This is a genomic window from Rhodoplanes tepidamans (assembly GCF_030813915.1).
GTDB lineage: Bacteria > Pseudomonadota > Alphaproteobacteria > Rhizobiales > Xanthobacteraceae > Rhodoplanes > Rhodoplanes tepidamans.
The window spans coordinates 61,604-79,116 of record NZ_JAUSUJ010000007.1 but is presented as its reverse complement, the minus strand read 5'-3'; the positions used below and the strand labels follow the sequence as shown (position 1 = coordinate 79,116).

At 71.7% G+C, this 17,513-nt stretch carries 15 protein-coding genes; 8 read left to right on the top strand and 7 right to left on the bottom strand.

The genetic code is table 11. From position 1 onward, the window contains the following. Positions 1–828, top strand: coding sequence for an enoyl-ACP reductase FabI (fabI, locus tag J2S22_RS10410; RefSeq protein ID WP_272778976.1), 828 nt, complete (start codon positions 1–3; stop codon positions 826–828). Between the two features lie 254 nt (positions 829–1,082). Here the strand turns inward: fabI and J2S22_RS10405 are convergent, their stop codons facing one another. Continuing rightward, on the bottom strand, positions 1,083–1,499 hold the full coding sequence (locus J2S22_RS10405) for a globin domain-containing protein (RefSeq protein WP_272778977.1): 417 nt from the start codon (positions 1,497–1,499) through the stop codon (positions 1,083–1,085). A gap of 276 nt (positions 1,500–1,775) precedes the next feature. Between J2S22_RS10405 and J2S22_RS10400 the strand changes: the two genes are divergently transcribed. Continuing rightward, positions 1,776–2,027, top strand: a complete 252-nt coding sequence (locus J2S22_RS10400; RefSeq protein ID WP_272778978.1) for a hypothetical protein — start codon at positions 1,776–1,778, stop codon at positions 2,025–2,027. A 57-nt stretch (positions 2,028–2,084) separates the two neighbouring features. Here the strand turns inward: J2S22_RS10400 and J2S22_RS10395 are convergent, their stop codons facing one another. Continuing rightward, positions 2,085–2,705, bottom strand: a complete 621-nt coding sequence (locus J2S22_RS10395) for a YciI family protein (RefSeq protein ID WP_272778979.1) — start codon at positions 2,703–2,705, stop codon at positions 2,085–2,087. A gap of 390 nt (positions 2,706–3,095) precedes the next feature. Between J2S22_RS10395 and J2S22_RS10390 the strand changes: the two genes are divergently transcribed. The 4 genes from J2S22_RS10390 to J2S22_RS10375 all read left to right on the top strand — a co-directional run bounded on the left by J2S22_RS10390 (position 3,096) and on the right by J2S22_RS10375 (position 9,041). Beyond that, the gene (locus J2S22_RS10390) at positions 3,096–3,611 is read left to right on the top strand and encodes an RNA polymerase sigma factor (protein ID WP_272778980.1); all 516 of its coding nucleotides are present in this window, start codon (positions 3,096–3,098) and stop codon (positions 3,609–3,611) included. Between the two features lie 72 nt (positions 3,612–3,683). Next, entirely contained in the window at positions 3,684–4,745 is a 1,062-nt protein-coding gene (locus tag J2S22_RS10385) for a FecR family protein (RefSeq protein ID WP_272778981.1), read from the top strand. Positions 4,746–4,861: 116 nt separating this feature from the next. Next, a complete protein-coding gene (locus tag J2S22_RS10380) occupies positions 4,862–7,387 on the top strand; it encodes a TonB-dependent receptor (RefSeq protein WP_272778982.1) in 2,526 nt (841 codons plus the stop codon). A 49-nt stretch (positions 7,388–7,436) separates the two neighbouring features. Then, on the top strand, positions 7,437–9,041 hold the full coding sequence (locus J2S22_RS10375) for a PepSY-associated TM helix domain-containing protein (protein ID WP_272778983.1): 1,605 nt from the start codon (positions 7,437–7,439) through the stop codon (positions 9,039–9,041). A gap of 15 nt (positions 9,042–9,056) precedes the next feature. Here J2S22_RS10375 and J2S22_RS10370 read toward each other — a convergent pair whose 3' ends face one another. The 3 genes from J2S22_RS10370 to J2S22_RS10360 all read right to left on the bottom strand — a co-directional run bounded on the left by J2S22_RS10370 (position 9,057) and on the right by J2S22_RS10360 (position 13,665). Continuing rightward, positions 9,057–9,740 carry a nitroreductase gene (locus tag J2S22_RS10370; protein ID WP_272778984.1) on the bottom strand — a complete coding sequence of 228 codons (684 nt, stop codon included), beginning with the start codon at positions 9,738–9,740 and terminating at the stop codon, positions 9,057–9,059. 84 nt (positions 9,741–9,824) lie between these two features. Further along, positions 9,825–11,114 carry an MFS transporter gene (locus J2S22_RS10365; protein WP_272778985.1) on the bottom strand — a complete coding sequence of 430 codons (1,290 nt, stop codon included), beginning with the start codon at positions 11,112–11,114 and terminating at the stop codon, positions 9,825–9,827. 121 nt (positions 11,115–11,235) lie between these two features. Beyond that, positions 11,236–13,665, bottom strand: coding sequence for a xanthine dehydrogenase family protein molybdopterin-binding subunit (locus tag J2S22_RS10360; protein WP_272778986.1), 2,430 nt, complete (start codon positions 13,663–13,665; stop codon positions 11,236–11,238). A gap of 242 nt (positions 13,666–13,907) precedes the next feature. Between J2S22_RS10360 and J2S22_RS10355 the strand changes: the two genes are divergently transcribed. Then, on the top strand, positions 13,908–15,029 hold the full coding sequence (locus J2S22_RS10355) for a Ppx/GppA phosphatase family protein (RefSeq protein ID WP_272778987.1): 1,122 nt from the start codon (positions 13,908–13,910) through the stop codon (positions 15,027–15,029). A gap of 213 nt (positions 15,030–15,242) precedes the next feature. After that, the gene (locus J2S22_RS10350) at positions 15,243–15,929 is read left to right on the top strand and encodes an RlmE family RNA methyltransferase (protein ID WP_272778988.1); all 687 of its coding nucleotides are present in this window, start codon (positions 15,243–15,245) and stop codon (positions 15,927–15,929) included. 109 nt (positions 15,930–16,038) lie between these two features. Here J2S22_RS10350 and J2S22_RS10345 read toward each other — a convergent pair whose 3' ends face one another. Together J2S22_RS10345 and J2S22_RS10340 are read right to left on the bottom strand one after the other, a co-directional pair. Next, positions 16,039–16,482: a hypothetical protein gene (locus J2S22_RS10345; RefSeq protein ID WP_272778989.1), complete on the bottom strand. Its 444-nt coding sequence runs from the start codon at positions 16,480–16,482 to the stop codon at positions 16,039–16,041. Positions 16,483–17,112: 630 nt separating this feature from the next. After that, on the bottom strand, positions 17,113–17,334 hold the full coding sequence (locus J2S22_RS10340) for an alkylphosphonate utilization protein (RefSeq protein ID WP_272778990.1): 222 nt from the start codon (positions 17,332–17,334) through the stop codon (positions 17,113–17,115). Positions 17,335–17,513 lie beyond the last annotated feature (179 nt).

Genomic DNA, 17,513 nt, shown 5'->3' with positions numbered 1-17,513 from the left:
ATGACGAATGCGACGAGACCGGTCGACCCGCTGCCGAAGGTCTGGAACCCCGACACCCCGATCGGCGAGATGCTGGCCGGGAAGCGCGGCCTGGTGGTCGGGGTCGCGAACGAGCAGAGCATCGCCTTCGGCTGCGCCGCCAAGCTGCGGGCATTCGGCGGCGAGGTCGCCCTGACCTATCTGAACGAGAAGGCCGAGAAGTACGTCCGGCCGCTCGCCGAGCAGATCGGGGCGAGCCTGCTGATGCCGCTCGACGTCGAGCGTCCGGGCGAGATGGAGGCGGTCTTCGAGCGCATTCGCCGAGAGTGGGGCCGACTCGATTTCCTCGTCCACTCGATCGCCTTCGCGCCGCGCGACGACCTGCACGGGCGAGTGGTCGATTGCTCTCTCGCCGGCTTCCAGCAGGCGATGCGGGTGTCGTGCTATTCCTTCATCGAGATGGCGCGCTTCGCGGAGCCGCTGATGAGCGACGGCGGCGTCATGGTGACGATGAGCTATTACGGGGCCGACAAGGTCGTCAGCAACTACAACTTGATGGGGCCGGTGAAGTCGGCCCTGCAGTCGACCACGCGCTATCTCGCCGCCGAGCTCGGCGAGGCCGGCATCCGCGTCTATGCGGTTTCGCCCGGGCCGCTGAAGACCCGTGCGGCGAGCGGAATCGCCGCCTTCGACGATCTCGTCGCCGACGCCGTCGCGAGGAGTCCGGCCGGACGCCTCGTCGACATCGCCGAGGTCGGCCGCACCGTCGCCTTCCTGGTCGGCGGCGGCGCGTCCGGCATGACCGGTGACACGATCTTCGTCGACGCCGGCCGTCACAACGTCGCCTGATCGGCCGTCCGAGCGGGACGCTCCGCCGGTCGGCAGATCGGCGGGGCGCCCCCTCCGGCAGCTTCCCGTCTCCAACCTACGGCGTCGACGGCGGTCACGGAGAACGGGTCCGGAGAACGAGCCGCGCCGACCGGCCGCAGCGACCTGTGGTCTGGCTCGAGGGCTCGCCGTCCGAGCCCAGGACATGCCGAGCCGGTACGGCCGGATCGGCGCGCCGCTCCGTCCGGAGCCGCGGCTGACGCGGGCCGGCTCCGTCAGGAATAGGCGCTCGCCACCATGTGGGCCGTGACGGCCGCATAGGCGCGCTGCCAGGCGGCGGCGGTCTCGGGCGTCCAGCCGGCGCCGAGGCAGCGCTCCAGGCTCCACAGCAGCGCCTCGCCGACCACCGGATAGTGCCCGGGCTCCACCCCGTAGCCGACATGCTGGCGGGCGAGGCTGGCGGCCGCCGGCATCAGCACGGCCGCGTTCTCCAGGCTGCCGACGATCACGGCGAGCGTCCCGAGAAACTTCTGCTTCTGCTCGTCGAGGTCGCCGCGGAACAGCGGCCGCACCTCGGGCGCGGTCTCGAACAGCCGGGCATAGAACAGGTCCGACAGCCGTCGCGACTCCGCCCAGACGCGGTCGAAGGAGCCGCGCACGTGTTCGACCTCGATCTGAGACAACGGTTCCATGATCCTGTCGTACATGGCGTTTTGACGAATGTCGGCGCGGCGCCTCCGGAGTCGTGGTGTCTGCCGTGATGCACCATGTCCGGAATTTATCCAGCCAGGAATACCATTCTCGTGTGGCGTTGCGAAGAGAGGCGCCGCCGGAACGCGGTCAGGGGCCGCCGCCCGTGCGGGCGGACCGATTGACGGACGATATAACGTCACAGTAAATCGCACCGCACCCGGTCCTGCCGACCGGGCGGCGGGCCAGCGATGCCCGCCGGGGTCGAAGGACGAGTCATGAGTCGTGGCGACGGCAATGCGCCCAGCCCGGGGCCGCCGCGCTTTGCCGCTGCGCAGGCCCTGGTGGCGGAGGCGATCACGGCGGCCGAAGCGGCCGGCATCGGCACCGAGACGGTGGTCTCGGTGCTGCTGTGCGAGGCCCTGGCCCGCATGGTGGCCACCGGCGGCGAAGGCTGGACCGCCGATCTGCTCGGCCGGATCGCCGTCGATCTGCGCTACGGACGGGTGCCCGGCTCGCCGGTCCAGTGAGGCGCCGGCGGCCCGGCGTCACGGGCCGGTCTCACGGGCCGGCGTCACGGCGCGCCGTCACGCCCCGCCGATCAGATCCTGCAGGTTCTCGGCGCCGCCGAACCGCCAGCGGTGCAGCGCGGTGCGGTCGTAGAGCGAGGCGGCCGGATCGGCGGCGAGCAGCCACTCGGCGGCGGCGCGGTCGGGCGCCTCGAGCAGCACCGCTGTGCCACGCCAGCGGCCGCTCTCGGGATCGCGCAGCGGCCCGGCGACGATGACGGCGCGGGCCGCCTCCGGCCGGGCCAGCAGCGTGCGCTGCGCCGCCACGATCCCGTCCGCCTGCACGTCCGGCACCGCGTCCGCCTCGCCGACGAACAGGAAGCGCGGGTTCGCCGGATCGCCGGCGAACTGCCACATGGTGCGGCCGGTGAGGTTCTCGAAGCCGCGGACCACGATCTCCTCGAACACGCCGCCCCTGGCCAGCGGATCCGCCTCGGCGAACACCCGCACGGCGTCCTCATCGGCGAGGTCGACGATGTGCAGGCTGCCGGTCGGCAGGCGGCCGTCCTCCGACATGGTCGGGCCGCGCGCGACCATGCGGTCGATATAGGGGGTCATGAAGGCCCAGTGGTCCTTCAGGAGCGCCCGCCGGGTCGGCCCGGCGCCGGCGCGGTCGCGGCCGTAGACGAAATGCAGCATGGCGGTCCCCCGGCAGAGCAGAACGGCGCATCGTGGCACGGCACCGGCGCCCCGGCCATGGGCCGACATGCCCGGCAGGGGCCGCGCCTCGGCGGGGCAGCCGCGCGCCGGCCGCCGCGCCGGTTCCGGATCGCCCGCGACCCGGTGCAGACCGGTTTCGGCGCCGGATCCGGGGCGGTGGTCCAATGTTGCCGGCGCCGCCCCCGGCGCCCGAAAGTGTTCAGAATAGTTCGATACAACAATAGTTTGGAGGATTTCTACGTTGGCAAGCCCGGTGCTGCGGACTTATTTTGGCGGAGCCGGGAAGAGCTTCGGCGCGACGCGCGTTCGACGCGGCGACGACGACACGGCGATGACGCGGTGCGGGGCCGCGGCAGGCGGGGGCGAGGGGTGCGCAGCGCACTGGACAGTCTGTTTCTGGCGCAGCGGAGCGCGCTCGTCGGCGCGCTCACCCGCATCGTGCGCTGCGAGGCGACGGCCGAGGACCTCGTTCAGGAATCCTATCTGCGGGTGGCGCGCGCCATGGCGCAGCGCCCGGTCGAGCACGTCCAGGCCTTTCTCTACCAGACCGCCCGCAATCTCGCGCTCGACCATCTGCGCAGCACCGGGGTGAAGCGACGGGTCGAGGTCGAGCCGGTCGACGAGGAGGCGTTCCTGGACGTGCCGTCCGAGCATCCCTCGCCCGAGGTCGAGATCATCGACCGGCAGCGCCTGGCGTTGTTCGAGAGCGTGCTGGCGGACCTGCCGGCGCGCACCCGCGAGGTGCTGTTCCTCAGCCGCATCCACGGCTGGCCCTATCCGCGCATCGCGGCGCATCTCGGCGTCTCGCCCAACACGGTCTACAACGACATCCGTCTGGCCATGGCGCACTGCCTCGACGCCATGGCGCGCGCCGAGCGGCGCTGAACTTCAGCGCGGCGCCCCCCGGGGGGCGGTTCATTTGACAGATGCCGTCGGATCGACGATTCGCGTGAGCGCATGACCTCCCAGTCCGACGCGCCGAACCACCGCAGCCCGGGCGGACCGCCGCGCCTCGATCCGGTCGACGACGACGCGCTCGCCTGGCTCCTGCGGCTCGACGCGGCGAAGGCCGATCCGCGCGTGCGCGCCGAGTTCGAGGCCTGGCGGGCCGGCGATCCGCGCCATGCCGCGGCCTTCGCCCGGGTGGCGGGGCTGTGGGGCTCGGCCGAGCTGGCGTCGGCGGCGGGCCGGCAGGGCGGGGCGCGCGGCCACGGCCCGGTCGGGCTCGGCACGGTCCGCCGCGGCGTCGGGCCGGCGGTGCGGCTCGACGGAACCCCGGTGCGCCGGGCCGGCGTCTGGCGGCGCCGGCTCGCGGCCGTGGCGGCGGCGCTGGCGATCGCAGTCGCGGCGCCCGAGCTGGTGCGGGTCGTGCGCGACCTCGGCGCCGACCACGTCACCGCGACCGGCCGGCAGGACCGCGTGGTGCTGCCCGACGGCTCGACCCTGGTCCTCAACAGCGACACTGCGGTCGGCCTCGACTTCGCCGCCGACCGGCGGACCGTCCGGCTGATCCGCGGCGAGGCCTTTCTCGACGTCGTCCGCGATCCCGACCGGCCGTTCCACGTCACCGGCCATTTCGCCGATGTCGAGGTGGTCGGCACCGCCTTCGCGGTGCGGGCCGGCGACACGGCCGACGACGTGGTGCTGCAGCGCGGGCGGCTCGCGGTGCGGCCGCTCGCCGCCGCGCCGGCGGCCGCCGCTTCCGTCACGCTGGCGCCGCTGCAGGCCGTCTCGGTCGGGGCGGCCGGTGCCGGCCGGGTCGCGGCGGTCGACGGCGACACCGCCTTCGCCTGGCTGGACGGCCGCCTGCGCTTCCGCGACCGGCCGCTCGGCCGCGTCCTCGACGAGCTGCGGCGCTATCACCGCGGCGTCATCATCGTCGCCGACCGCCGCCTCGAAGCCCTGCGGGTGAGCGGCAACTACCGAATCGACGACCCCGCCCTGGTGGTCGCCTCGCTGGCCGACGCGGTCGGCGCCCGCCTGACCCGCCTGTCCGACCACGTGCTGATCCTGCGCTGACCGTCCGGACGGCGAGGCGCCCCCCAAACCTCGTTTGTGAGATCGCCGGCCCTCGATCGTCTCGGGAGTCGGGGAGCATGGCCGCCGCGGGCGGCCGTGCCGAGTGGGGGACCGTCATGGCACCGAAGCCCGTCGCCGGCCCGGCCGGCGCTGATCGTCGCGTCGTCGCAGGACCGCGCCAAGAGCTGCGCAGCCGAGCGTTGCGCAGCCAGGCGTTGCACAGCACGGTCGCGCGCCGACCCCTGGCGGGATGGCCGCGGATCGCGGCGCCGCTGGCGGCGCTGCTCGGGCTCGCCGCGGCCGATCCGGCGCTCGCCCAGGCGCGGGACACTGCCCGGCCGGCGGCGGCCGAGGCGGGCACGCCGACCAGCTTCTCCATTCCGCGCCAGCCGCTGGCGGGCGCCATCGACGCCTTCGTCCGGGTCACCGGCTGGCAGGTCGGCTTCTCGTCCGCCGCGGCGGGTGATTTCGTTTCGCCGGCCGTCGAGGGCACCATGACGCCGGGCGCCGCCCTGCAGCGGCTCCTGCACGGCAGCGGCCTCGTCTACCGGATGACCGGCCCGACCACGGCCACCATCGTCAGCGCCTTCGCCCAGGCGCCGGACGGCGGCGGCGAGGCGGGCGTCGTGCTGCTCGACGCCATCACGGTGCAGGGCGAGAAGGTCGCCCGCGACTATTTCCGCACCTACACCAGCATCGGCGTCGTCACCGGCCAGGAGATCCAGGAGCTCGGCATCCCCGACCTGAAGCGCTCCTTCGAGCTGCTCGCCAATGTGCGCTCGGCGCCGGCCAACCGCGGCAACAACGGCTTCGTCATCCGCGGCCTCAACTCCGAGGGCGTCACCCAGCCGACCAACTCGGCGCCGATCATCTCGGTGGTGATCGACGGCGCCATCCAGAACGGCGAGGCGACGCGGCGCGGCGCCCGCGGCGTCTGGGACGTCGAGCAGATCGAGGTGCTGCGCGGCCCGCAGTCCACCCTGCAGGGCCGCAACTCGCTGGGCGGGGCCGTGCTGGTGAAGACCAAGGACCCGACCTTCACGCCGGAGGCGATCGTCGAGGGGCAGGTCGGCACGGACGAGTGGAAATCCGGCGCCTTCGCGGTGTCGGGCGCCGTGGTGCCGAACCAGGTGGCGGTGCGCATCGCCGGCCAGACCTTCCGCGAGGAGAAGGCGATCACCTACACGGACCCGAGCGTCGCCTCGCTGGGGCGCGACGAGTTCGACCAGATCCGCGGCAAGGTGCTGGTGACGCCCGAGTGGGCGCCCGGCCTCACCGGCCTGTTCACGGTGAGCCACACCCGCGACAAGCCGGCCGTGACGGCGGTCACCGGCCCGGACTTCTTCGCCCGCCGCTTCGACTCGACCAACTCCTCGGTCGAGTTCCGCGAGACCAAGGTGAACAACTACGTCGCCGATCTCAGCTACGAGGTGGCGCCGGGCTGGACCGTGAAGTCGCTCACCGCCTATGTCGACACCGCGGCGGCGATCTCGACCCCGAACGGCGCCTCCTTCCAGCGTGCCGAGGTCCGCGACGGCGGCGACTTCTCGCAGGATCTGCGCCTCGTCTTCGATCCGGCCGGCTGGGCGGTGAGCGGCGTGTTCGGCCTGTTCGGCGGCCGCTTCACCAACGACACGAAATCCCGGATCGACACCACGGCGTTCGGCTTCCCGCTGCTGATCCAGGACCTGACGCTCGCCAACCGCACCGAGTCGGTCGCCGGCTACGCCGACCTGCGCTTCCGCTTCGCCGAGCGCTGGACCCTCATCGCCGGCGGCCGCATCCTGCGCGACAAGGTCTCGAACAGCACCGACGGCGTCGCGCTCGACTTCGACACCTTCATGAACGTCGCGCTGAACCAGAGCGGCACCACCGAGAACACCGTGTTCCTGCCCAAGGGCGGGCTCGCCTACGACCTCACTCCGGACCAGACGCTCGCCGCCACCATCAACCGCGGCTACCGGGCGGGCTTCGCCGAGGCGGTCGCCGGCACCGGCAGCGTCAACACGGTGGCGCCGGAGTTCCTGTGGTCCTACGAGCTGGCCTGGCGGTCGCGCTGGCTCGACAACCGCCTGCAGCTCAACGCCAACGTCTTCTGGTACGACTACACGGACCAGCAGATCGTCGTCGACAATCCGCTGGTGCGCGGCACCAGCATCACCCAGAACGCCGGCAAGTCGCATGTCTACGGCGCCGAGATCGAGGGCCGCGCCCGCGTCACCGACGAGCTGACCATGTTCGGCTCGCTCGGCCTGCTGCGCACCCGCTTCGACGAGGCCGTCACGTTCTCGGGCGACTTCAGCGGCAACCAGTTCCCGGAGTCGCCGACCGTCACGGCGGCGATCGGCGGCATCTGGAAGCACCACACCGGCTTCTTCGTCGCCGGCGACGTCTCCTACACGCACGGCTACTACAGCGCCGGCGATCCCGGCAACGACCCGATGCGCTGGGTCGGCTCCTTCACGGTCGCCAATGCGCGGGTCGGCTGGGAGACGAAGCACGCCACCGTCTCGGTGTTCGTCCGCAACCTGTTCGACGAGCAGTACCTGACCAGCATCTCGGCGCCGAGCGGCGGCGTCTACAACGAGGCGACCATCGGCGACGGACGGCTGGTCGGCATCCGGCTGACGGGACGGCTGTGACGCGCCGAGGTCCGGCGAGTCGGGGCAGGGCAGGCGGGGGCGCGCGGCCGTGACGGCGTCGCGCCTCGCCTTCCTGGTGCATTCCTGGCTCGGCCTGAAGCTCTTCCTGGTGCTGACGCTGGTGATGCTCACCGGCACGCTGGCGGTGCTGCGCGACGAGATCGACTGGCTGGTCTATCCGCAGCTCCGCGTCGTGCCGGGCGCGGAGCGCGCCGGCATCGACGCGATCGTCGCCGCCGCGCAGGCGCACGATCCCGCCGCTGGCCTGCTCGGCGAGGTGCCGGTGGTCGGCGCCGGGCCGCGCACCGCGCTCGGCATCGTCACGGTGTCGCCGGACAGCGGCGTGCGGCGCGTCTGGGTCGATCCGTATCGCGGCGTCGTCACGGGCACGACCCCGCTGCTGACGCCCGGCTACTTTCTCGCCCAGCTCCACGCCTATCTGCTCATCCCGGTGTGGGGCTACGCGGTCGTCTGCAGCTTCGCCGTCGTGCTGCTGATCGCCCTGGTGACCGGCCTCGTCACCTACAAGAGGTTCTGGCGCGGATTCTTCCGCGTGCCGCGGGCGCGCTCGCGCCGCACCCTGACGGGCGACCTGCACCGGCTCGGCGGCGTCTGGTCGCTGTGGTTCCTCGCCATCATGGTGCTGACCGGCTTGTGGTACTTCTGGACCTTCGTCGGCGAGCCGTTCCTCGGCTTTCCGCATGCGACGCCGCACCACGATCCGCCGCGGCTCTCGGAGGCCGATCTCGACCGGCTGGGACCGGCGCCGCCGGCCCGCCACAGCCTCGACGCCATGGCGGCGACGGTGCGCCGCGAGATCCCCGGCTTCGCGATCCGCCACGTGACGCTGCCGGGCGCGGCCGAGGCGCCGGTGACGTTCCTCGGCAACCGCGGCGAGCTGTTCGCCGACCTCCTGTCCAAGGTCCATGTCGATCCCTATTCGGGCGCGATCGTCGGCCGGGAGCTCGCGCCTCAGGCGCCGCTGCTGTCCTGGCTCGACGTGCTGGCCGACCGCTTCCACTACGGCGACTTCGGCGGGCTGGTCACCAAGCTCGTCTGGGTGCTGTTCGGCCTGATCACCACCGCGATGGCGGTGACCGGCCTGATCGTCCATGCCGACCGCACGCGTCGCGCCACCGCCGCGCACCGGCCGGCGATGCTGCGCCGGCTGCGGTGGCTGCGGCCGTGGGGCGGCGGCATGGGTCTGTTCAAGCCCGTGAACCTCGCGGTGCTGGGGCTGTCGGCCTGGGGCGCCAGCGTGGCGATAGGCTATTACGGCGGCGGAGCGGGGCTCGCGACGACACGGTTCGCGCCGCAGGCGGTCGGGCCATGGCGGCTCGGCGCCACGGCGGTCGCCAGCATCGGCGACACGGCGCCGCCGGTCCGGCCGGGCGGCCGCGCCATCCTGTTCGTCGATGTCTGCCCCGGCTGCTGGCCCGCCATCCGGCGGCTGTGGGCGAGCGTCGGCGACGCGCCGACCGAGGCCGAGCGGACCCGGGTCGGCGGCCGGCCCGGCTATGCGACGACGTTTCTCCGGCTGCCGGCGCGGCTCGATCCCGGCACCCGCCTGTGGATCGTCGCCGAGGGCTGGGACGGCGCCCGGCACGCGGCGTCGTGGCCACTCGCAGCGGACGGCCCGGCCGGCGCGCCGTGAGCCCGGCGTCAGGCGTCAGGCCGGATCGAAGCCGACGAAGCGGCAGACCTCGTCGACGCCGGCGCGGGCGGTGCGGAAGCGGTTCACCGGCGCGCTCTCGTCGGCGAAGCCGACCGCGACGCCGCAGAACAGCATCTCGGTGTCGGGCAGGCCGATCAGCGGCCGCACCAGGCCGGCGACGCGGCTCCACGATTCCTGCGCGCAGGTCGAGAGCCCCCAGCCGCGGGCCAGCAGCATCAGGGTGGCGAGGAAGCCGCCGACATCGGTCCACTGGCCGGGGCCGCAGCGCCGGTCGAGCGAGAGGAACAGCCCGACCGGGGCGCCGAAGAAGGCGTAGTTGTCCTTGTAGTGGGCGAGCCGGCCGGCGTCGTCGTCGCGGGCGACGCCGAGCGCGCGATAGAGCGCCACGCCGTTCTCGAAGCGGCGCGACCGGAACGGCTCGAACAGCGGCTCGGGATAGACCGGGAACTCGTCGTTCAGGCCGCGCGGGTCGACCGTCTCGAGCGCGGCGCGGACCTTCGCGACCAGATCGGCGAGCGGCGCGCCGGTGAGCGCCGTCACCGACCACGGCTGCAGGTTGCCGCCGGAGGCGGCGCGCGTCGCCCGCGTGATCAGCTCGCGCACGACGGCGCCGTCGACCGGCGTCGGCAGAAAGGCGCGGCAGCTTTTTCGCGAGTCGACGGCCTCGAACACGTGCATGGGGAATGCTCTCGACGATGCGCGGCCGCGACTCGCGACCGCCGCGCCGGCGAGCATCCGCCGATGCGGCGGCGCGTCAACGCCTCAGCGCGGCACGGCCGATGCGCGTCCGCCGAACACCGTGGCGATCGACAGGAGGCAGGCGCCGGCCACCACCAGGAACACGCCGCCCGGCATCCCGTGGTCCATCAGCAGGCCGAAGATCAGCGGGCCGGCGACGCCGGCGAGGTTGAAGCCGGTGGTGACGAAGCCGAACACCTTGCCGAAGGCGCCGGGCGGCGTCACGGCGCGGACGATCATGTCGCGGGCCGGCATCGCCATGCCGCCGGCGAGCCCGGCGAGGCCGAGCAGCAGCACGGCGCCCACGGTGCCGAGCGACGCGAGACCGAGCGCCGCCGTGCAGACGGCGACCACCAGCATGCCGGCGACCGTGATCAGCGTCGGGCTGACGCGGTCGACCGGCAGGCCGCCGAGCAGCACGCCGATCGCGCTGAGCAGCAGATAGGCGGTGAGGGCGAGGCTCGCCGCCGACAGCGGCAGGCCGTGCGCCGCCGTCAGCGCCACCGCGGAATAGCTCTGCAGGCCGAGCTGGAACACCGCGAACAGGGCGAAGAAGACGAAGTTGAGGAGGATCACGGGCGAGGTGAGCAGCCGCACCGAGCCGCTCGCCGAGCCGCTCGCCGAACCGCTCGGCGAGACGCTCGGCGAGACGCTCCCTGGGCCGCCCGGCGCCGCGGCCGGGGGGGCGGCGGGGCGGTGCCGTGCCTCGGGCAGGAGGCCGCGGCCGGCGACCGCCAGCCAGAGGGCGAGCGCGAGGCCGGGCAGGGCGGAGGCCAGGAACGCGCCGCGCCAGCCGATCTGGCTCTCCAGCAGCAGCATCGCGGGCGGCGCGACGGCGCCGCCCATCATGCCGGCGAAGGTGTGGATCGAGTAGGCGCGGCCGATCCGCTCGGAGGAGACGCGCTCCGACAGCGCCGCGTAGTCGGCCGGGTGGTAGACGGAGTTGGCCAGCCCGCCGAGGCCGAACAGCACGACGAACAGCCAGAACGAGCCGACGAGCCCGGCCCCCGCGAGGGCGAGGCCGCCGGCCGCCAGCCCGAACACCAGCACGCGGCGCGCCCCGATGCGGTCGGCCAGGATCCCGGCCGGGGTCTGGAAGGCGGCGCACATCAGGTTGAAGACGACGAGGGCGAGGCCGAGCTCGGTGTAGCTGACCGCGAAGCTCGCCCGCACCATCTCGAACACCGGCGGCAAGGCGAGGATGTAGTAGTGCGAGACGAAATGCGCCGCGCTCACCGCCATCACGACCCGCAGGTCGGCGGCCCGCGCCTGGACCAGGGTCGCATCGGCGAGCGGCAGGCGGGTCTCGGTCATGGTCGGCCTCGGTCTGGCTGCGGCGTCGGCGCTCGGGCGAACACCGACGGATGCTCCTGTATCAGGTCGGAGCCGGGATCTTCACCTCTCCCCGCTGGCGGGGAGAGGGGCCCGGCGTCCCTCACGCCGCGGCGTCGGCGCCGTGGATGATGCGCCACAGCGTCTCCGAGGTCAGCGGCATGTCGACGTGGCGGACGCCGTGCTCGGCCAGCGCGTCGATGGTCGCGTTGGTCACGGCGACCAGCGCGCCGGCGCAGCCGGCCTCGCCGCAGCCCTTGACGCCGAGCGGATTGCTGGCGGTCGGCACCGGGTGATAGGCGGTGTCGAAGGCCGGCACGTCGGCGGCGTGGGGCAGGGCGTAGTCGGCGAGCGAGCCGGTGAGGAGCTGGCCGTCGGCGTCGTAGACGACCCGCTCCCAGAACGCCTGGCCGATGCCCTGGACGACGCCGCCGTGGATCTGGCCGTCGACGATCATCGGGTTGAGCACGGTGCCGAAGTCGTTGACCGAGACGTAGCGCACCACCGACGGCACGCCGGTGTCGATGTCGATCTCCACCTCGGCGACGTGGCAGCCGTTCGGGAAGGTCGACGGCGCGCCCGGGCTCACCAGTGCGACGTCGAGGGTTTGCGGAACGCCGTCAGGAACTTGGAAGCCGTCGCTGAGACGCTGCGCGATCTCGATCAGGCCGATGCCGAGGTCGGTGCCGGCGACCGTGAAGCGCCCGTGCGCGAACTCGATATCGGCGGCGCCGGCCTCCAGCATCGCGGCCGCGATGGCGCGGCCCTGCTCGATCACCCGGGCACAGGCCTCGACGGCGGCGGTGCCGCTCGCCGCGCTGGAGCGCGAGCCGCCGGTGCCGCCGCCGGCGATCAGCGCGTCGCTGTCGCCCTGGCGCAGCCGGATGCGCTCGAACGGAATCCCCAGCCGCTCGGCGATCACCTGGGCGAACGGGGTGGCATGGCCCTGGCCGTAGTCGAGCGTGCCGGTCGTGAACGTCACGGTGCCGTCCGGCGCGAAGGTCAGCCCGCCCATCTCGGGGCTCGCCGGCGCCGTCACCTCGAGATAGCTGCCGATGCCGATGCCGCGCAGCCGGCCGGCCTTGCGGCTCGCCCGCCGGCGGGCCGCGAAGCCCGCCCAGTCGGCGGCCGCCAGCGCCCGCTCGAACACGGCCGGGAAGTCGCCCGAGTCGTAGGTCATCTGCGAGGCGGCCACGTAGGGCAGGTCCTTGGGGCGGACATGGTTGCGCCGGCGGAGCGTCAGCCGGTCGATGCCGGTCTGCCGCGCGGCGACGTCGATCAGCCGCTCCATGATGTAGTTGCCCTCGGGCCGCCCGGCGCCCCGGTAGGCCGCGACCGGCGTCGTGTTGGTGAACACGCACAGGGTCCGCACCTCGATCAGCGGGGTGCGGTAGACGCTGGCGACGTTCTTCAGCGCGTTGACGGTCGGCGGCAGCGGCGCCACGAGACCCAGATAGGCCCCCATGTCGGCATGGCCGGTGAGCCGCAGGGCGAGGAACCGGCCGCGGGCGTCGAGGGCGAGCTCGGCGGTGCGCTCCTGGTCGCGGCCGTGGGTGTCGGACAGGAAGCTCGCGCTGCGCTCCTCGGTCCATTTCACCGGCCGGCCGAGCGCCCGGGCGGCGTGCAGCACGCAGGCGTATTCCGGGAACGCCGCCGACTTCATGCCGAACGAGCCGCCGACATGGCCGGTGAGGATGTGCACCCTGTCGACCGGCACCTGCATCAGGTCGGCGATCTGGCCGCGCATGCCGAAGGCGCCCTGGCAGCCGAGATGCAGGGTGAAGCGGCCGCTCTCCGGGTCGAAGGCGGCGACCGCGGCGCGCGGCTCCAGCGGCGCCACGACGACGCGGCTCACCGTGAGGTCGAGCCGCACCACATGGGCGGCGCCGGCGAAGGCGGCCGCGACCTTCTCGCTGTCGCCGGTGCGCCAGTCGAGCGCGACGTTGCGCGGCGCCTCCGGATAGAGCACCGGCGCGCCTTCGGCGATCGCGGCGCTCGTGGTGGTGACGGCCGGCAGCGGCGCGATGTCGAGCGTCACGGCCTCGGCGGCGTCGCGCGCCTGCACGGCGGTCTCGGCGACCACCACGGCGACCGGATCGCCGACGAAGCGCACCCGGTCGGTGGCGAGGGGCGGGCGCGCCGGCTTCACCATCGCGGTGCCGTCGTGGCTCTTCAGCGGCGGCACGCATTTCAGCGTGCCGCAGCCGGCGAGGTCGGCCGCCGTGTAGACGGCGAGCACGCCCGGCATGGCCCGGGCCGCCGCCGTGTCGATGCCACGGACGAGCCCGTGCGGATGCGGGCTGCGCACCATCACGGCATGGGCCTGGCCGGGCAGGCCGATGTCGTCGGTGTAGCGGCCGGCGCCGCGCACCAGCACCGGGTCCTCGGTGCGGGGCACCGGCTGGCCGACCGCGAAGCGGGCTGTCGACCAGTCGGCCCGGCCGTCGGTCAAGGCGTCAGGCCGGGCGTCGGGCCGGGCGTCGGGCAGGGTCGCGCGCGACCCGGGAAGGCGGGCGTCGTCGGGTGAGGTCATGGGGTGCTGCGGGTCGGGGGCATGGGGAGGTCGCAGATCTAGACCATTCGGGGGGCCGCGACAAACCGTCCCCATGAACCGAGAAGCAGGTTCACTTCTTCGGTTGTCGTCGCCGCGAAGCACAAGCGTCGCCACGGCGTGGCAATTGCGTCCTTTGAAAGGCCTGTTACACTTCGAGTCGAAGAAACGACACATCGTGATGACGTCTGGCGCCTTCGCGGCGGCCGGCGCGAAGGCGATTGATGGATCAAGAGGCCCCCACCACCGGCCTCCTCGGATCGGCGCGTCTGGGGAGGGAGGGGGCGTCCGAGCCGCCCGGACGGAGCTGGCCGCAGGCGGCCGGCGCCGGGAGCGAGTCTCGGCCGGCCCCTGCCGCCGCGTCGGCGCCGCACTGGCCGACCTATGCGGCCCTCGACCTCGGCACCAACAACTGCCGGCTCCTGGTGGCGCGCCCGACCGGCAGCGCCTTCCGGGTGGTCGATGCCTTCTCGCGCATCATCCGGCTCGGCGAGGGCGTGTCGCTCACCGGCCGCATCGGCGACGCCGCCATCGCCCGGGCCGTCGACGCGCTCGCCGTGTGCCGGGACAAGATGCGGGCCCGCGGCGTCAGCCGGGCCCGGCTGATCGCCACCGAGGCCTGCCGGGCGGCCGAGAACGGCGCCGACTTCCAGGCCCGCATCAGCGAGGTGGTCGGGCTCGACCTGGAGATCGTCGACCAGCGCACCGAGGCCGAGCTCGCCGCCACCGGCTGCACGCCGCTGATGGACCCGGACGCGCGCGGCGCCATCCTGTTCGACATCGGCGGCGGCTCGTCCGAGCTGGTCCGGCTCTCCCGCTCCGAGGCGGCCGGGCGCGGCCCGCCCCGGCCGGTCATCCAGGGCTGGGTGTCGCTGCCGCTCGGCGTCGTCACGCTGGCCGAGCGGTTCGGCGGCGTCGCCGTCGACCGGCCGACCTTCGACGCCATGGTGACCCATGTCGGCCAGGCGCTGACCGACTTCGTGCGGACGCATGGCGGCGACCTCGGCGGCCTGCACCTGCTCGGCACCTCCGGCACCGTGACCACCATCGCGGGCGTGCATCTCGACCTGCCGCGCTACGACCGCCGCCGGGTCGACGGCTGCTGGCTGCGCGGCCACGAGATCACCGCCGTGATCGACCGGCTGATGGCGATGGGCTACGAGCAACGGGTGGCGAACCCCTGCATCGGCGCCGAGCGGGCCGACCTGGTGCTGGCCGGCTGCGCCATCCTGGAGGCGATCCGCCGCGCCTTCCCGTGCCCGCGCCTGCGCGTCGCCGACCGCGGCCTTCGCGAAGGCATGCTGGTCAAGATGATGCGCGCCGACGGCGTGTGGGAGCGGGGGTGAGTTGCCCGGGAGGGATCGGGCGGGGCAGGCCGGTTCCGCACCGTCGTCGTCGCCGGGCTTGACCCGGCGACCCATCCCTCTACGAAGAGCACTCGACGCAGAAAACCGTCTTGCGCAGGGATGGATGCGCGGGTCGAGCCCGCGCATGACGCCGCTCATGCGAGAGCGCCCGACCTCGATTGCGCGCGCCACCGACCCCGAGATCGCCACCCGATGACCACCGACCGCAGCCGCCCCCTCAAAGTCCAGGTCAAGAAGCGCAAGGGCCGCACCCTGGCCCAAAAACTGTGGCTCGACCGGCAGCTCAACGACCCCTATGTGGCGCGGGCGAAGCGCGAGGGGTACCGCTCGCGCGCCGCCTACAAGCTGATCGAGCTCGACGACCGCTTCAAGCTGTTCCGGCCGGGCGGCCGCGTCGTCGACCTCGGCGCCGCGCCGGGCGGCTGGAGCCAGGTGGCGGCCAAGCGGGTCGGCGCCGAGGCCGGCAAAGGCCGGGTCGTGGCGATCGACATCCTCGACATGCCGCCGATCGTCGGGGTCGACGTGCTGCATCTCGACTTCCTCGACCCCGCCGCCCCCGACCGGCTGAAGGCGCTGCTCGGCGGCCCCGCCGACGTCGTCCTCTCCGATATGGCGGCCAACGCCACCGGCCACCGCCAGACCGACCACCTCAAGATCATGGCGCTCGCCGAAGCCGCCGCGATGTTCGCCCGCGAGGTGCTCGACCCCGGCGGATCGTTCCTCTGCAAGGTTCTTCGCGGGGGCACCGAGGGCGACCTCTTGGCCGACCTCAAGCGCGACTTCGCCAAGGTCAAGCACGTCAAGCCCGCCGCCAGCCGCGCCGACTCGGCCGAGCTTTATGTTCTGGCGATGGGGTTCCGGCAGGTCTCCGACGCGTAGGGTGGGCAAAGGTGCGCCAAAGGCGCGCCGTGCCCACGCGGTCGGGGGCGGCGAGGGTGGACGGCGTGGGCACGCCGCTGCGCGGCTTTGCCCACCCTACGCTCTGCTGCTACCGAGGCTTGGCGTCATTAATCGCTTGGGTTGGCGGGAAAACACGATAGCGAATATCAAGCATATCGTCTATGCCGCCATGCAAGCGATGCCAAGTTTCCTTCGATCTTAACTCAAATCTGACATCCATTTGAATTCCAACATGTTTGGGCTCGATCGCGATGATTGCAACCTTTCCATTACCGCGGTCGCCGTTGAATGAAAACCATTCTATTGTGAAATCAGAGAAGCTCTCGTCTACCTCAACCTCGATTACAAGGCATTCTCCAATATAGAGATCTCCCTTGCCGCGCGTCCAGCGATCAACGAATTGACCTTGTTCTTTTTCGATATCCAGGCTGAAATCATTTCCTTTGTTGTCGATAGCGTGAATGAATCTTGGAACGTTAAATATTTGCTCCATCTTCAGTTCCCGAAAGTGTGCCTTGAGTGAGTCGATCACATCGTTCGAATAGCAAATACATTGCTCAAGGCAGCGCTGGCTGCAGATGCCGCCGTGGGCGAGTTGGTCGCGGTGCGATTTTAGGCGTGAAAGAAATGTGCGCGCTTCCGCTGATCCGTCGGAGAAGGCGGCGCTAAGTGCAGGTCGAAAGTATTCCGGAAAAGGCCGTTGATGCAGTACTATGTCAATAGCATCATCGAACGTGATTGCTTCCAGGGGCCGTTTGAAGCGGTCGGGTTCTGCCGCCTGCCTTTTCGTAACACGGTCCCGGACTCTCGGCGGAATTATTGCCTGCTGATCGGCAGAAAACCTCGCATTCCAATAGTCCTGCCCAAAAAACCTCGTTAATTATTGGTTTATGATTCGGCGCAGCCAAATTTCCACCGCATCCAAGTGCAGTCGTGCCAACTCACGCCGTTCTTGCTCATTTTGCATGGACGCTTCCGCGGGGAAGTGCTCACTCGGCGAGCCTCGAATCGACTTCGTTTCAGTATTGCCTAAGCAAGCGTACCCCGGTTCCTCGTAGGGCGGAACAGCGAAGCGTATTCCGCCGTCTCGGCATCGCCGCCGGCGCAGACGTTTCGGCGCAATGCGCTTCGCTGTCGCGCCCGGCGGACCCGCAAAGCGGGGCTATGCCTTCTTGAGGAACTCCGTTTTCAGCACGAGGCCTTTGACCTGCTTGGTGTTGCATTCGACCTTGCCGGGATTGCCGGTCAGCCGGATGTTCTTGACGAGCGTGCCGCGCTTGATCGTCTCCGACGTGCCCTTGACCTTCAGATCCTTGATCACGGTCACCGAATCGCCGTCGCCGAGCGGGTTGCCGTTGCTGTCCTTGGTGATTGCGTCGCCCATCGCTGGTCCTTCTCTCGATTCGATGCTCGGCCACCGTAGCTGGCGCTGTGAGATTCAAGAATACGCTTCCCCGCCCTGGACTTCAGCGAGCGTCGCCGGATCGTCGTAGGGTGGGCAAAGGTGCGCCGAAGGCGCGCCGTGCCCACGCGGTCCGCAGCGGCAAAGGGGACGGCGTGGGC

Excerpts from the sequence above, each read along its gene's own strand:
- J2S22_RS10380 (WP_272778982.1), top strand. The coding sequence starts at position 4,862 with ATGGCACCGAAGCCCGTCGCCGGCCCGGCCGGCGCTGATCGTCGCGTC.
- J2S22_RS10365 (WP_272778985.1), bottom strand. The coding sequence starts at position 11,114 with ATGACCGAGACCCGCCTGCCGCTCGCCGATGCGACCCTGGTCCAGGCG.
- fabI (WP_272778976.1), top strand. The coding sequence starts at position 1 with ATGACGAATGCGACGAGACCGGTCGACCCGCTGCCGAAGGTCTGGAAC.
- J2S22_RS10350 (WP_272778988.1), top strand. The coding sequence starts at position 15,243 with ATGACCACCGACCGCAGCCGCCCCCTCAAAGTCCAGGTCAAGAAGCGC.
- J2S22_RS10360 (WP_272778986.1), bottom strand. The coding sequence starts at position 13,665 with ATGACCTCACCCGACGACGCCCGCCTTCCCGGGTCGCGCGCGACCCTG.
- J2S22_RS10400 (WP_272778978.1), top strand. The coding sequence starts at position 1,776 with ATGAGTCGTGGCGACGGCAATGCGCCCAGCCCGGGGCCGCCGCGCTTT.
- J2S22_RS10340 (WP_272778990.1), bottom strand. The coding sequence starts at position 17,334 with ATGGGCGACGCAATCACCAAGGACAGCAACGGCAACCCGCTCGGCGAC.
- J2S22_RS10395 (WP_272778979.1), bottom strand. The coding sequence starts at position 2,705 with ATGCTGCATTTCGTCTACGGCCGCGACCGCGCCGGCGCCGGGCCGACC.
- J2S22_RS10355 (WP_272778987.1), top strand. The coding sequence starts at position 13,908 with ATGGATCAAGAGGCCCCCACCACCGGCCTCCTCGGATCGGCGCGTCTG.
- J2S22_RS10385 (WP_272778981.1), top strand. The coding sequence starts at position 3,684 with ATGACCTCCCAGTCCGACGCGCCGAACCACCGCAGCCCGGGCGGACCG.
- J2S22_RS10405 (WP_272778977.1), bottom strand. The coding sequence starts at position 1,499 with ATGGAACCGTTGTCTCAGATCGAGGTCGAACACGTGCGCGGCTCCTTC.
- J2S22_RS10370 (WP_272778984.1), bottom strand. The coding sequence starts at position 9,740 with ATGCACGTGTTCGAGGCCGTCGACTCGCGAAAAAGCTGCCGCGCCTTT.